Origin of the sequence: Noviherbaspirillum aerium (assembly GCF_008929045.1) — a bacterium.
Lineage (GTDB): Bacteria > Pseudomonadota > Gammaproteobacteria > Burkholderiales > Burkholderiaceae_D > Noviherbaspirillum > Noviherbaspirillum aerium.
Genome location: NZ_VFAH01000014.1, coordinates 140,058 through 155,038, shown reverse-complemented (window position 1 = coordinate 155,038; position 14,981 = coordinate 140,058). Strand labels below are relative to the sequence as shown.

13 protein-coding genes are annotated in these 14,981 nt (G+C 60.6%); 8 read left to right on the top strand and 5 right to left on the bottom strand.

Translation table 11 applies throughout. The features are described 5' to 3' along the window. Positions 1-15: 15 nt before the first annotated feature. Together FH061_RS19460 and FH061_RS19455 are read right to left on the bottom strand one after the other, a co-directional pair. Complete coding sequence (locus FH061_RS19460; RefSeq protein ID WP_151637485.1) at positions 16-1,071, bottom strand: LacI family DNA-binding transcriptional regulator; 1,056 nt, start codon at positions 1,069-1,071, stop codon at positions 16-18. A gap of 71 nt (positions 1,072-1,142) precedes the next feature. Further along, positions 1,143-2,102, bottom strand: a complete 960-nt coding sequence (locus FH061_RS19455; protein ID WP_151637484.1) for a LysR family transcriptional regulator — start codon at positions 2,100-2,102, stop codon at positions 1,143-1,145. 130 nt (positions 2,103-2,232) lie between these two features. Between FH061_RS19455 and FH061_RS19450 the strand changes: the two genes are divergently transcribed. The 5 genes from FH061_RS19450 (at position 2,233) to FH061_RS19430 (ending at position 8,392) form a co-directional block, all read left to right on the top strand. Then, on the top strand, positions 2,233-3,423 hold the full coding sequence (locus FH061_RS19450) for a fumarylacetoacetate hydrolase family protein (RefSeq protein WP_192805143.1): 1,191 nt from the start codon (positions 2,233-2,235) through the stop codon (positions 3,421-3,423). Between the two features lie 48 nt (positions 3,424-3,471). After that, the gene (locus tag FH061_RS19445) at positions 3,472-4,050 is read left to right on the top strand and encodes a TRAP transporter small permease (protein WP_151637482.1); all 579 of its coding nucleotides are present in this window, start codon (positions 3,472-3,474) and stop codon (positions 4,048-4,050) included. After that, the gene (locus FH061_RS19440; RefSeq protein ID WP_151637481.1) at positions 4,047-5,330 is read left to right on the top strand and encodes a TRAP transporter large permease subunit; all 1,284 of its coding nucleotides are present in this window, start codon (positions 4,047-4,049) and stop codon (positions 5,328-5,330) included. Before FH061_RS19445 ends, FH061_RS19440 begins: the two co-directional genes overlap by 4 nt. Before the next feature lie 162 nt (positions 5,331-5,492). Further along, positions 5,493-6,497, top strand: coding sequence for a TRAP transporter substrate-binding protein (locus FH061_RS19435; protein WP_225984739.1), 1,005 nt, complete (start codon positions 5,493-5,495; stop codon positions 6,495-6,497). Positions 6,498-6,586: 89 nt separating this feature from the next. Then, positions 6,587-8,392, top strand: a complete 1,806-nt coding sequence (locus FH061_RS19430; RefSeq protein WP_151637479.1) for an IlvD/Edd family dehydratase — start codon at positions 6,587-6,589, stop codon at positions 8,390-8,392. A gap of 441 nt (positions 8,393-8,833) precedes the next feature. Here the strand turns inward: FH061_RS19430 and FH061_RS19425 are convergent, their stop codons facing one another. Next, complete coding sequence (locus tag FH061_RS19425) at positions 8,834-9,952, bottom strand: TRAP transporter substrate-binding protein (protein WP_225984736.1); 1,119 nt, start codon at positions 9,950-9,952, stop codon at positions 8,834-8,836. Between the two features lie 176 nt (positions 9,953-10,128). Here FH061_RS19425 and FH061_RS19420 point away from each other — a divergent pair, with 176 nt between their 5' ends. Then, complete coding sequence (locus FH061_RS19420; RefSeq protein WP_151637478.1) at positions 10,129-10,818, top strand: DJ-1/PfpI family protein; 690 nt, start codon at positions 10,129-10,131, stop codon at positions 10,816-10,818. A 40-nt stretch (positions 10,819-10,858) separates the two neighbouring features. Here FH061_RS19420 and FH061_RS19415 read toward each other — a convergent pair whose 3' ends face one another. Together FH061_RS19415 and FH061_RS19410 are read right to left on the bottom strand one after the other, a co-directional pair. Continuing rightward, positions 10,859-11,185: a ferredoxin family protein gene (locus tag FH061_RS19415; protein WP_151637477.1), complete on the bottom strand. Its 327-nt coding sequence runs from the start codon at positions 11,183-11,185 to the stop codon at positions 10,859-10,861. Positions 11,186-11,215: 30 nt separating this feature from the next. After that, positions 11,216-11,608, bottom strand: coding sequence for a cupin domain-containing protein (locus FH061_RS19410; protein ID WP_225984735.1), 393 nt, complete (start codon positions 11,606-11,608; stop codon positions 11,216-11,218). 314 nt (positions 11,609-11,922) lie between these two features. On the opposite strand from FH061_RS19410, the gene FH061_RS19405 reads away from it, so the two are divergent. After that, positions 11,923-12,609 (top strand): helix-turn-helix domain-containing protein, encoded by a 687-nt coding sequence (locus FH061_RS19405; RefSeq protein ID WP_151637476.1) that lies wholly within the window; start codon positions 11,923-11,925, stop codon positions 12,607-12,609. Between the two features lie 974 nt (positions 12,610-13,583). Continuing rightward, a complete protein-coding gene (locus FH061_RS19400) occupies positions 13,584-14,666 on the top strand; it encodes an extracellular catalytic domain type 2 short-chain-length polyhydroxyalkanoate depolymerase (RefSeq protein WP_225984734.1) in 1,083 nt (360 codons plus the stop codon). Positions 14,667-14,981 lie beyond the last annotated feature (315 nt).

Genomic DNA, 14,981 nt, shown 5'->3' with positions numbered 1-14,981 from the left:
TCTTCAAAAACAGTTTCACTCCGGCATGGTGGAGCCGCGCGGCGTCAGTCTTCCCGACAGCAGGATCTGGCGCGGCGGCAAGTCGATGCCCTCGATGCGTTCGATCAGGCAGCGTGCCGCCATGCGCCCGAGTTCGTCGGTCGGCTGCGCGATGGTCGTGATGCCGGGGCCGATCAGCGGCGCCCATTCGGCGTCGTCGAACCCGATCAGTCCGATATCCTTGCCCAGCTGCCAGCCGAGACGCGCCGCGACGCCAGCCACGCGCAGCGTCATCACCGCATTGCCGGTGATGATCGCCGGGCGGCGGGAAGGGCGCTTGCCGAGCTTGCGCAGCGCCTGTTCCAGCGCCTCGACGTCATCCTCGGCGTTTTCATGCGTGGCGCCGCTCGCCTTGGATGCGCGGCCGGCGATGCAGTTGCGAAACGCCGTTTCCCGCTCGATGCGGGAACTGACGTTCGACAGCGGCTGCGTCACGAACAGCAGTTCCCGATAGCCGGCCTCCAGCAGATGATCGACCGCCATCGTCATGGCACTGGCATTGTCCAGCGAAACGAAGTCTTCCTGCATGTCGGCATGGCGGCGGTCGACCAGCACCGCGGGCTTGCCGTAATGATTCGGCTGGCGCGACTTGCTCGCCATGTAGCCGGAAGTGTTGAGGATGAAACCTTCCACCTGATAGGACGAGAGCGCGGCGATGGCTTCCTGTTCCCGTTCGCGGTCATTGCTGATATTGAACAGGATCACCAGGTAGCCGGCTTCGCGGCAGGCAGTCTCGACCCCGCGCAGCACGGCGACAGAGTAGGGATTGGTCACATCGGCAACCACCAGCCCGATCAGCCCGGACTTGCCGCGCTTGAGCGACTGGGCCATGGGGCTGGGCGTGTAGCGCAGGCTGGATATGGCGGCCTCGACCCGGCTGGCGATATCGGCGGAGAGCAGCTTGTCTCCGTGATTGAGGAAACGCGATACCGTGGCCTTGGAAACGCCGGCTTCCCGGGCGACGTCGGCGATGGTGGTTTTGGCGGCCGGCGCCGTGCGTTTCGGCGCGCGCTGTATGGTCTTGGATGGCATGGGGACTGAATCGGCTCCACATAAGCAGCGTTTGGGAACCGGCTTTTGAAACCGGTTTCAGCATCCTAACATCAAGTGCTCTTCACCGCCATGCCGCCGTAATGCGTCTGCGCGGCCGTCCTCAGGAAGCCGAGCAGTTCGGCGGCGGTGGGCGACAGCAGATGGCCGCGGCGGGTGATGATGCCGAAGGAATCCATGGTGCAGGACAACTGCAGCGGCAGGATGCGCAGGTTGCTGCCGGCACAATGCCGCGCCGCTTCGGTGGGCAGGATGGCCAGCATGTCGGTGCGCTGCACCAGCGCGGCCAGCGTCTGCAGTTCGACGGTTTCCACCAGGCGCCTCGGCGGGCTGACATCCTGCTCGCGGAACAGCATGTCGAAGCGGTGGCGCAGCCGTCCGCCGGGCGGCGGCACCACCCAGGCCGCCTCGGACAGGGTCTGCCAGGACAGCTTGCGCCGCTTCTGCCAGGGATGGTCGCGGCGGGCGACGAAACAGATCGCTTCCTGGTCGACCAGGGTCTCGTAGTCGTAATTGGTCTTGTCGCCGTCCACCACGAAGCGCCCGATCATGATGTCGATCTCGCCCTGGGCCAGGCGGGGAAACAGCACGTCGCTCGACTCCACCACCACCGAGACGCGCGCCATCCGGTCCTCGCGATAGAAGGCTTCGATGGCGCGCGGCACCATGCTGATCGCCGGGGCCATGATGGAACCGACGGTGACCCGGCCCGAGCGGCCCGACTTCCAGTCGGCGATTTCATCCCAGGCGGTGTTGAGCCCGCGCAGCACCATGCGCGCATGCCGCACCATGGTTTCGCCGTACCAGGTCGCCTGCATGCCGCGCGGCAGCCGCTCGAACAGCGCCACGCCCAGCACCTCCTCGATCTCGCGCAGCAGCTTGGAGGAGGCCGGCTGTGTCATGCCGAGCACCTCCGCAGCCTTGTTGATGCTCTTGTGATCGTAGATGGCAACGATCAGCCACAACTGCCGGGTCTTGAGGCGGTTGCGCACGAACCAGTGTGGTGTCTCCATGGTTTTCCTGTTTTTTTGAGGTATATCGAAATCGGCATAGGTACGGCGCGATATTTCATTGGAATTATATGGTTACCGCGCCTAAGATTCGATGGATATACAAAAATCAACAAGAAACGAAGGAGACAACGTGATTGAAGCGAGCGCCAGCCGCTGCCTGCCCGAGGACCTGGAGCAGGCACTTCTTGTAGGACGCATCTGGGATGCCGCAACGGGCGGCCCGAGCGTCGTCGTGGTACGCGGCGGCATGATGTTCGACATCACATCGACCGTGCCGACGGTTTCCGATCTGCTCGAAGCCGACGACCCGGCGAGCCTGGCACGCAGCGCCGCCGGAACCGGCCTCGGACCGGTGCTGGCATTCATGCAGCGCAGCATCGAAGCCGGCACACCTTCCTTGCAAGCCTCGCCGCAAGCTTCGCCGCAACTGCTGGCCCCCTGCGATCTGCAAGCCGTCAAGGCTTGCGGAGTGACATTTGCCGTCAGCCTGCTGGAGCGGGTCATCGAGGAACAGGCGCGCGGCAAGGCCGAGGATGCGCCGCGGATCCGGGAAACCATCACGGCGCTGGTCGGCACCGACCTGTCCCGGGTTCGTCCCGGCTCCGATGCGGCGAACCGGCTCAAGGCCTTGCTCCTGGAGCGGGGCGCCTGGTCGCAATACATGGAGGTCGGGCTCGGCCCCGATGCCGAGGTCTTCACCAAGGCGCAGCCGATGTCGTCGGTGGGTTTCGGCGCGCCGGTCGGCCTCGCGCACGAGTCGCGCTGGAACAATCCGGAGCCGGAAGTCGTGCTGGCGGTGAACAGCCGGGGGGAAGTGGTCGGCGCCTCGCTCGGCAACGACGTCAACCTGCGCGACATCGAAGGCCGCAGCGCGCTGCTGCTGGGCAAGGCCAAGGACAATAACGGCTCCTGCGCGATCGGACCTTTCATTCGCCTGTTCGATGAGGATTTCGATATCGATGCCGTACGCCAGGCGGAATTGTCGCTGCGCATCAAAGGCGCCGACGACGGCTTCGTGCTGCAGGGCAGCAGCCGCATGAGTGAAATCAGCCGCGACCCGCTGGAACTGGTCGCCCAGACCTGGGGACGGCATCACCAGTATCCCGACGGCTTCATGCTCTTCCTGGGCACCATGTTTTCTCCGATCCAGGACCGGGATGCCGACGGCGCCGGCTTCACCCATCACCTTGGCGATGTCGTCACGATTTCCACGCCGCGCCTCGGCGCCCTCGTCAATACCGTGCAGCTGTCGACCGAGATTGCGCCCTGGACCTTTGGCGTGCGCGACTTGTACCGGTATCTTGCGCGCCGCCGGAGCTGAAGCGATCAAGATCCATGCATGGCGTGCAACGCCGGTTCGGGAGTAGGTATGAATGAAAGATGGAAATGGGCGCGACGGGCCATCGAGGCGCTGCTTGCGCTGATGCTGTTCGTGATGTGCGTTCTGACGTTTGGCAACGTGGTATTGCGCTACGGCTTCAACTCCGGCATCTCGTCGTCGGATGAGATTGCCCGCCTGCTGCTGGTATGGCTGACCTTCATCGGCGCCGTGCTCGCAATGTACGAGGGCGCGCATCTCGGCGTCGACACGATCGTGCGGCGCGCGCCGATGGGCATGAAGAAAATGCTTTTCCTCGCAAGCAATGTCCTGATGCTGATCTGCTGCGTGGTGCTGGCCAGCGGCAGCTGGAGCCAGGTGGTCATCAACCGCACGATCCTGGCGCCGGTCACCGGATATCCGATTGCATGGATGTATGCCGCCGGGCTGTTCGCCGCGGTGGGCCTAGGACTGGCGGTGCTGCGCAACCTGTGGCGGCTGGCCACCGGCCGGCTGAGCGCCGACGAACTTCTGCAGGTGGCCGACAGCGAAGAAGACGTGCAAGCCGCGACCGAACATGCCAGGACCGAAGAGCCGCTTCCCCATGGCGCGCAGGGGAGAACCACATGACGCTGCTCGTCTTTCTCGGTTCGCTGCTGGGGGCGATGGGGCTCGGCATGCCGATCGCGTTCGCACTGATCGTCTGCTCGCTGGCGCTGATGCTGCAGATCGGCAATTTCGACTCGCAGATCGTGGCCCAGTCCACGGTCAACGGCGCCGACTCCTTCATCCTGATGGCCGTGCCTTTCTTCATGCTGGCAGGCGAGTTCATGAATGCCGGCGGCCTGTCGCGCCGCATCGTCAACCTGGCCTCGGCGCTGGTGGGGCATCTGCGCGGCGGGCTTGGCTATGTCGCGGTGTTCGCGGCCATCATCATGGCCAGCCTGTCGGGCTCGGCCGTGGCCGATACCGCCGCGCTGTCGGCACTGCTGATTCCGATGATGCGCGAAGCGAAGTATCCGATCGGCCGTTCCGCCGGCCTGATCGCATCGGGAGGGATCATCGCACCGGTGATTCCGCCGTCGATGGGCTTCATCGTGTTCGGCGTCGCCGCGCAGGTATCTATCACCAAGCTCTTCCTCGGCGGCATCGTTCCCGGGGTGCTGATGGGCATGGCGCTGATCACCGCCTGGTGGGCCGTCTGCCGCAAGGACCTGCCGGAGACGCGTCCGCGCGCCAGCACCGCGGAAATGCTCAAGGCGCTGCGCGAGGGCATCTGGGCGCTGGTGCTGCCTTTCATCATCGTCGGCGGTTTGAAGTTCGGCATCTTCACGCCGACCGAAGCGGCGGTGGTGGTGGCCTTCTATGCCTGGTTCATCGGCACGGTGATCTACCGCGAACTGACCTTGCCCCTGATCTACCGCAGCTTCGTCAGCGCCGCCAAGATGACCGCCGTCATCATGTTCCTGGTGGCGGCGGCAATGGTATCGGCCTGGCTGATCGCAGTGGCTGACATTCCGGCGCAGGTGCAGGCGCTGGCCGCGCCCTTCATCGACTCGCCCAGGCTGCTGATGCTGGTGCTCATGCTGGTCGTGGTGCTGGTCGGCACCGCGCTCGACTTCGTGCCGACAGTGCTGATCCTGACGCCGGTACTGATGCCCATCGTGAAATCGGCCGGCATCGATCCAGTGTATTTCGGCGTGCTGTTCATCATGAACAATGCGATCGGCCTGCTCACGCCGCCGGTCGGCACCGTGCTCAATGTGGTCTGCGGCGTGGCCAAGATACCGATGGAGTCGGTGATCAAGGGCGTGTGGCCGTTCCTGCTGTCACAGCTGCTGCTGCTGGGACTGTTGATTGCGGTGCCGGAGATCGTGACCATGCCCTTGCGCTGGCTGACGATGCGGTAGGGCCGGATCCGCAAATGTTAAGTAAAGAACGTTCCTCCTCCTTAAAAGGGGGATAAAAGGGGGAGCGAGGATTTCGCGACGCAGGCGTCGCGGCTGCGGATTCCAACAGCTTTCAATCCGCAACACCATGCACATCAAAAACCAGGAGACATCATGAAAATCATGCGAAGCCTTTCCGTTCTCACCGCCGCGCTGCTGCTGGCCGGCGCCGCCCATGCACAGCAGGCCAAGGAGCGTGTCATCCGCGTCGGCATCGGCCTCAACGACGAGCATCCGCAGGCCACCGCGGTGCGCAAGTTCGGCGACCTGCTCAAGCAGCAGTCCGGCGGCAAGATCACCGTGCGGCTCTATCCCTCGGGCCAGCTCGGCAACGACGTCACCATGACCTCCGCGCTGCAGGGCGGCACGCTGGACATGACCATCCCCGATACCTCGACCCTGGTCAGTCATGTCAAGGATTTCGGCGTCATCAACCTGCCGTTCAGCATCGCCAGCGAAAAGGAAGCCGATGAACTGCTCGACGGCCCCTTCGGCGAAAAGATCCTTGCCAAGCTGCCCGAGAAAGGCCTGATCGGCCTCGGCTTCTGGGAAAACGGCTTCCGCCACGTGACTAACTCCCGCAAGCCGATCCGCAAGGTCGATGACTTCGCCGGCCTCAAGCTGCGCGTGATTCCCAATCCGCTGTTCGTCGAAACCTTCAAGGCAATGGGCGTCAACGGCATTCCGATGCCTTTCCCGGAAGTCTTCAGCGCGATGGAAACCCGCACCGTCGACGGCCAGGAAAACCCGGTCGCCACCATTCTCGCTTCGAAGTTCTATGAAGTGCAGCAGCACCTGGTGCTGTCCAAGCACATCTATTCCGCCTGGGTCCTGCTGATGAGCAAGAAGACCTGGGACAGCCTGTCGCCTGACGAGCAGAAGATGGTGACCTCGGCGGCGAAGGAAGCCAAGCTCTTCGAACGCAAGACCATCCGTGAATTCTCCGCCAACGCGGTGAACGAACTGAAGAAGAACGGCATGACCGTGACCGAACTGCCGGCATCCGAAGTCGATGCGCTGCGCACCAAGGTGCAGCCGGTGACCGCGCGCTTCTCCAATGAATTCGGCACCGCAGCCGCCAGCGAAATGCAGGCCGAGCTGACCAGGATCCGCGGCACGGTCAAGTAATAGACCACGTGCGATCGATACCGTCCCGGCCCGCGTGATGACGCAGGCCGGGACCGGCGCAAGCATTACCACCCATCCAGGACAATCCAATGAGCAAAGACGATGTGAAGCACGGCGCGAAGCCGGGAGAGCGGCTGCGCAGCCGCCGCTGGTTCGACGATCCCGCCGACCCCGGCATGACGGCGCTGTATATCGAGCGCTACATGAACTACGGCATTACCCGCGAAGAACTGCAGTCGGGCAAGCCCATCATCGGCATCGCGCAGACCGGCTCCGACCTCTCGCCCTGCAACCGCCATCACCTGCAGCTGGCATCGCGGGTGCGCGACGGCATCCGCGATGCGGGCGGCATTCCGCTAGAGTTTCCGATGCATCCCATCCAGGAAACCGGCAAGCGCCCGACCGCCGCGCTGGACCGCAATCTCGCCTATCTCGGGCTGGTGGAAGTGCTGCACGGCTATCCGATCGACGGCGTGGTGCTGACCACCGGCTGCGACAAGACCACCCCGGCCTGCCTGATGGGCGCGGCCACCGTCAACATCCCGGCCATCGTGCTGTCCGGCGGCCCGATGCTCGACGGCTGGTGGAAGGGCAGGCTGGCCGGGTCCGGCACGGTCATCTGGGAAGCACGCAAGCGGCTGGCGGCGGAAGAGATCGATTATCCGCAGTTCATGGACATGGTGGCCTCGTCGGCGCCTTCGGTCGGCCACTGCAACACCATGGGCACCGCGCTGTCGATGAACTCGCTGGCCGAGGCGCTCGGCATGTCCCTGCCAGGCTGCGCGGCGATTCCGGCGCCGCACCGCGAGCGCGGCTGGATGGCCTATGAAACCGGCCGCCGCATCGTCGGCATGGTGCATGAGAACCTGCGGCCATCGGACATCATGACGAAGCAGGCGTTCGAGAATGCGGTGGTTGCGGCGGCGGCGCTCGGCGCTTCATCCAACTGCCCGATCCACATGGTGGCGATCGCGCGGCACATGGGCGTCGAACACTCGCTGGAAGACTGGCAGCGGCTGGGCGCGGAAGTGCCGCTGCTGGTCGACTGCCAGCCGGCCGGGCGCTTCCTCGGCGAAGCCTTCCACCGCGCCGGCGGCGTGCCGGCGGTGATGAAGGAACTGCTCGATGCCGGCCGCCTGCACGGCGATGCGATCACGGTGACCGGGCGCACGCTGGCCGAAGATCTCGCCGCCGTCGAGGAGCCCGACCGCAACGTGGTGCGCCGCTATGACAATCCCCTGAAGGAGGCCGCAGGCTACGTGGTGTTGTCGGGCAACCTGTTCGACAGCGCGGTGATGAAGATCAGCGTGATCGACGAGGAATTCAGGAAGCGCTTCCTGTCCGACCCGGAAAATCCGGACCGTTTCGATGTGAAGGCCGTCGTGTTCGAAGGCCCGGAGGATTATCATGCGCGCCTTGATGACCCGGCGCTGAAGATCGACGAGCGCTGCATTCTCGTGATCCGCAATTGCGGCCCGGTGGGATATCCCGGCGGCGCCGAGGTGGTCAACATGCAGCCGCCGGCCGCCTTGATCAAGGAAGGCATCGAGACGCTGCCGACCATGGGCGACGGACGGCAGAGCGGCACGTCGGCCAGCCCTTCCATTCTCAACGTCTCTCCGGAAGCGGCGGTGGGCGGCGGCCTCGCGCTGCTCAAGGACGGCGACATGCTGCGCATCGACCTCAAAGAGCGCAGCGTCAACCTGCTCGTTCCGGCCGAAGAACTGGAAGAGCGGCGCAGGAACTGGGTGCCGCCCAAGCTCGACAACAAGACGCCCTGGGAAGAGATCTATCGCAGCATGGTGGGGCAGAACGGCAGCGGCGCCTGCCTGGAGCCGGCGGTACGCTATCTCAACATCATCGAGCTGCGCGGCGAGTCGCGGCACAATCATTAAAGATCGTTCATGACGCAGGAAGGGCGGGGCCATGCCGTGCACCGATCTTCCTGGCTGGCGCCGCGTGTCGACAGCATCTGCGGCGTCAGCCGCAGGCTGCCAAGGCTTCGTATCTGAGCGTTGCTGAGCCATAGCGCGCATGGCGACGCTGGTCGTCACTGGTGCGGCCCACAGCACGGCGCTCCTCCCGCCTTGCCCTGCGTTCCAGCGCAAACCGATTCTTCCAGCCACTCGGCTGCAATCCGTCCCAGGCATTCGCACTGGCGCCTCAACGGCTTTCGTCGCCTTCCATGAAGTATTGCCGGGTCTATTCAAGCGAAGGGCTTATCATGTCTGCGATCTGCCGCAAACTTGACGGCTGGCGGATGCCTGACCGTGACCGTGCTCACGCCAAAATGCCCGGCGGCGCTGAGTGAAAGTTGCCGCGATGTTCTTTGCCGTTTATTTTGCCTGCCGTTTGCCGTAATAATGCCGGTATGCGTAAGCTGTTGGCATGACCGTAGTATCCTGCCACCAGACGACGCGGTTCGCCCACGCGCGCTGGGAATCCACGATCTTCTTGAACAGCGGATTCTTCGCGGAATGTCTTTCAATGACCTTGTCCCACGCTTGCAGTTGCGCTTCGAGAATCGCGGCAGGCGTTTTCCTGACCTGGACTTTTTTCGCGCTCATCAGCTCGAGCAGATCGGTCGACATCCTGTCCATCGATTTCCAGGAGATGTCCGAATTCGTGACCATCGCAGCGTACTTGAGAATCTTTTTGAGCTCGTCCGGCAGTGCGGTGTAGACCTTCTTGTTGATCATGAGGTCAAAGACGTTATTCGCCATGTGGTAGCTCTGCTGGTAATAGTTTTTCGTTACATCCGAAAAACCCATCATGCGGTCATCGGTTGCATTGGCGAATTCAGCCGCATCAAGTACGCCTCTATCCAGCGATGGAACAATATCGCCGGGCGCCATCTGTGTCGGCGCCATCCCCATTTCCTCGAACAGTTCCACGGCGAGTCCCGACGTCCGGAATTTCAATCCCTTGAGGTCGGCCACAGTGTTGACGGGGTTTCTGAACCAGCCGAGCGGTTCCACCGGAACAGGCCCGTGAAGAATGCTGACAACGTCGAGCCGCGTCGAGGCAAGCAATTCCTCATAAAGCGCGGCGCCTCCGCCGTATTCGATCCACCCCAGCATTTGCGTTGAGTCCATGGCGAAACTAGGCCCTGCGCCATACAGGCCGAATGCGGAATTTTTCCCGAACCAAAAACCCGGCACGCCATGGCCCGCATCAATAACGCGGCTGCTGACCCCGTCCATCACTTGCAACGCCGGTATCACGGCACCTGAGGCCAGTACCTGGAATTTCAGCTTTCCGCCGGATAGCGCCTCGGCGTGCCGCGCGAAATCACCGCAAAACTCATGGAAGATCGATTTCTGAGGCCATGTGCTTTGCATCTTCAGCGTTATGGAGGACTGTGCTCTGGCAATCATGGGCGCCCCCATGACGCCGGCGCCGGCAGCCAATCCCATCTTCACTGCAGTTCGACGGCTCTGATCCACAATTTTCATGACGACTCTCCTTGAGGGTGATTGCTGCATGAGTCCTTGAAACAAAAGTGCAATGCGTTGTTGCAATGGCTTCGTCTGTACGGTTGTGAAACGATGAGCAGCGCCTTCACTTGCCTCGATAGCCGGGCGCTCAGGCCGCGCCTCTTAAGGCAGGCGATAAAGAGTTTTGATTTTTATTGGCTTCCGGTTTAAGATGGTTTCGTATTAGGAAACTTTATATCAAATTATTGAAAATGGCCATGAAAAAAATAGGAATATTTATTTACGAGGGAGTGGAGCCGATTGAGATCGCCATCTTCGGCACCCTGTCGATGGCCAAGCGCGTCATCCCGGACCTTGAAATGTTCCTGATCAGCGAGAGCGGCGGCGATGTCCTTCTCGCGAACGGCCTTGTAGTCAAGGCTCACCACGATTTCGCAAGCTCCCCGCCGGTCGATGCGCTGATCATCTGCGGCGGGCCAGGCTGGCCCGCACAGGTAAAAAACACGAAGGTGCTGCAATTCATTGATGCTCATCGGGAAACACTCACCGCCTCCGTCTGCACGGGCGCCATGATCTTTGCGGCCACCGGACTGCTGGATGGAAAAGTAGCGACCACCAAGGCAAGTTATGCGGATGGAGAGGCCGATCCCTTCGAAGTGTTCCGCGAGCGCTTTCCGAAGGTCGGACTGAACCGCGCCGCGATCGTCGACCTTGGAAATCAGGTGACAGGCGGCGGCGTCAGTCTCTGCATCGACACTACGCTGCATGTGCTGGCGAAGCTGTACGACGAGGAGACGGCGGACAAGGTGGCGCAGGTGATTTGTTATGACGTCGCGAGAGCGGCGAACCTGCGGGAACGCGGGATCGTTGCCGGGACGCGCTGACAGGCGCTAACCACGCCTGCAGACTTGCCGGGCAATCAATCTAGAGGCCTTCGAGAAGCGGCCCCTTATCCGGCACGTCGACCCATTGTTCGGCATCGGCGGGAACATTGCCCTTGGTCGTGATCTTCGGCCATTGTTTCGCCAACCGCGCATTCAATTCCGCGTAGTCGCTGAATCGTTGCGGCAAGCCGGCGCGCGGCATGATGGCGAGGACGGGGCAAACCATCTCGCATAAGGCGCAATTGGCGCAATCCGAGGGATTGATGACGACGGCGTTCGGGCCTTCATGGAATGCATGGGTAGGACATACCTCCACGCACTCCATGAATTTGCACTTGATGCACCCTTCCGTTACGACGTAAGGCATGCCGCCCTCCCTGCCGGAACCTGGCGCATTTCAGAAGCCTGCATCGACATCGAAGAAAACGTTTGGTTTGCGGTAGATCGCAAGGATAATGCAGCCTTCGTCCGATCGGGTCTCGTGAAGAGACCCCGGTTTTCTCCAGGTAAACTGGCCGGCGCGCGCAATGCCGTCATGGTCGTAAAACGAACCTTCAAGCACGAACGATTGCTCGATTTCGGGATGACGATGAAATGGCAGGACCGTACCTGGCTCCCATTTCAGCAAGCAGGTCAGTTCGCCATTGGCCGCGTCTTCGTACAAAGGCTTGATCTGGATGCCTTTGAATTTCGTCGGCTTCCACTCCAGCTGCGCGGGATCGACATAGGTAGAGCCGTTGACGGTCGGCTCCAGTTTTCCGGAAAGGCGTTTTTCCATGGTGGCACTCATCAAATTCTCCTGATTTTGGCTAGGCTTGCGGCAGGATTGCCTTCAGGCCGAAAAGCCAGGTAGCTGAGCAAAATCGACGCATAGCCTCTGGCAGCCGTCTTAGAATATCATAGGTATCTCAATATGCAACATTTAATGAAAAAGTTTCATTGGCAATGGGCAGGTTGTTTGACTGCAAGCAAGAGGCATTCTTAGATGGAACTCCTCCATCCGTCTACAATTCGCGATATGTAAACCAGACGATCAAGCTGTCCGCCTGCTTGGCATCTTGAAGCGCTACGACATCACTTTTGAACACCTCGCCTAGATTATTTATGAGTACTCACCCAGAGAACAACGATGCAGGGCGCATTATCGACATCCAACCGGTCGAACCACAAACACAGCTTTCTGAAGTCGAGCAGCGATTAGGGCGGCGTCTCTATGATCTTCGGAGTGCGCGCGGATTCACGCAGGACGAACTGGCAAGAGCAACCGGTTTTACGAAAGGCTACCTGTCGAAGATCGAAAACTCGAAAGTGATCCCGCCGATTGGAACGCTGGTGAAGCTGGCGGAGATCCTCAAGATTGAATTGGCCGACTTGCTCGGTTCCGAATCCTCCGCCGAACGCAACGATGATATTTGCGTTGTACGCTCATGGGAGCGGGAACCCGTACTTCGGGGTGGAAGTTCATTCGGCTACGACTATGTATCGCTGGCGCAGAAGAAACGCCACAAGCACATGGATCCCTTCATCATGGTCTTCCCGTCCAACATAGAGAAAGACGTGCGTTTCGAGCATGACGGCGAGGAGTTTCTTTTTATTCTCGACGGCGAGATCGAATTTGGTTTCATCATTGAAGGCAAGGAACGCTTGTGGGTCTTGTCCCCTGGCGACAGCGTCTACTTCAATTCACGGATCCCTCACCGCGGACGGTCCCTGAAAGGAGAATCACGTGCCTTGGTTGTGATTTACCGCACTCCCGAAGGTGCTGCTGGTTCAACATTTTCAGCCACTTGAGAGTGAAAACGCTCTACCCAATCGGGTCTGTAACAAGATGATGGGGAAGCGGCCTGGCCATCGAACATAGTACGGCCAACAACAACATGCTTTTGGCTGTCAGGTTGGCCAGCGAGACCGTAGTCCGTACAGGCGGACAGCAAGCAGATAAACCAGATACGCCCCGAGAGAACCCGCCAGTGCCCCAAGCCTGCCCTGACTGGATCATCAAATGTGAAGTGAAAAAATTTAGCAGCAGGACGGAAATGAAAAGGCCAATGAATCCTGCCGTGCCGAACAGGAGCGTAGCCAGCAAGCGCATACCCGCCGGCAGGAAGACTCAGTTGATTCCGTACGTGAATTCGAGTGCGGTAAAGAACCATTCATTAAACGTGTTCAGTGATAAAAAGCATCATGGTTGCAAGAACCATGGGAAATTGCAGTGAAAGCGAAGCCATCATTTGAAACTTCTGTTGAGGTAAAGCGATTCTTGGCTTGGTGATACGATGCGAGAACTCGGAGCGGACCAGAGCTTAACTTAAGGGCCAATTTGCGTATAGCGTTGGTAAGTCCCTCGCCAGATATCGTGGCAGGCTGATTGGCTGTTCACTTCCCTCGCTGCGGCAGCATCCACCTTCCCGATTACATTCACGGAAAACAACTACCGCGTGTTTTACGGTGGCGCAGTCACGCATGGACTGCAATACCTGGCGCCCGAGCACCGGCGGGTCGGTCCATTCAACTTCTTGAACGGATCAGGCGGCCCCAATCGCCGGCAATGACGCTATTGCCTGACGACAGGCCACCGGGCGATTAAGCTCGTGCGCAAACCCACGGATGAACGCGGAATAAAAACTAGAGTCTCAACAACATGCGGATTTGCATCAGCCCTGAAAATATCGCTTTCAGGCGTATTGAAAACAAATCTGCGGCAAATCAAAAAACCGGCGCTGAAGCAGCCTTAATTTTCCTGAAGCAACGAGGAGACAATCATCATGAGAAAAATTAATTTTCGGTGGGCATGGCCCGCCATGTTCGCCATTGGATTTGTTGCGGCCACGAGTGCTTCTGCACAGACGACAGCGGCGCCGTCCGCCGAAAAACTCCAGCGCTATCAGATCGACCCGGCGAAGGTCTTCGTCGCAGGCATATCCTCCGGCGGCTTCACCGCGGTGCAGATGCACGTGGCCCATTCCGCGACCTTCAAGGGCGCCGCCATCTATGCGGGCGGCGTCTACTGGTGCGCGGGCGCCGGCGGTGCCGCGGCCGCTCTTGCCAACTGTGGCGGCCAGACCTTGCCGACGAACGAAGCGTCCTATAACAGCATGCTTGCCCAGTCGATCGCTTATCTGGACACCCAGTCTGCCCTGGGCACGATCGACTCATCGGTGAACCTCAGCGGTCAGCCGGTTTATCTATGGTCCGGCACCAGGGACGCCACCGTCAATCCACGGCAGATGGCCGACCTCAATGCGGAGTACCTTCACTATGGAGCGAAGGTGGTGTTCGATAATGGCTTTCCAGCCGCGCACGGCTGGGAATCGCCGAACGGTGAACTTGACTGCGGCACCCCGGGCAGCCCCTTCATGGTGAAATGCTTCGTCAATGGCGCCCCCTACGATTCTGTGCAAACCTGGCTGAAGCACTTCCTGGGACGACTAAGCCCGCGCAACAATGGAAAGCTGCAAGGCACGCTGTCGACCTTCGACCAGACCGAATTCGGCGCAGCGCCCAACGTGTCGCTGAATTCCACCGGTACTGTCTTCGTGCCGAAAGCCTGCGAGCAGGGAAAAACATGCGGCATGGTGCTGGCACTGCATGGCTGCAAGCAGTATTCGGCACTCATCGGCAATCGCTGGGTAAACCAGGCGGGCATCAATGAATGGGCCGACACCAACAACCTCGTGGTTGTCTATCCCGACACCATCGCCTCGTCCGCGCCAGAACCGACCAACCCGAATGGATGCTATGACTGGTGGGGCTATTCAAATCAGGTCGACCCCAACTATGCGCTGAAGAGCGGCGCGCAGATGTCGGTACTCTACCGGATGGTGCAGCGTGTGACGGGACGGCAGTAGTACATATCGGCATGGAGACGCTCACGCCCCTTCGCTTACGCTCAATAAGCGAAGGGGCGTGAGCGTAATTCTTTTTGCGGAGGAAACGCCACAGTTCGAGCCACATCGGAAAGTCCGTTCGAGGTGCCACAGTAGACGCAGTGAAGATCGCCTTGAGGGGTTTATATCGACCATCGACCCAGAGCAGCCGCCCACTGCCGGCGGAAAGCCGACTGGATTGAAATTTCTAGTTGTGGTGGTTCGATTTAGCCCTGGATTACAAAGATAGTTAAGGGCTTCGTCTCGGCCAGGCTGTGTTTGATAAGCTGCTGCGCA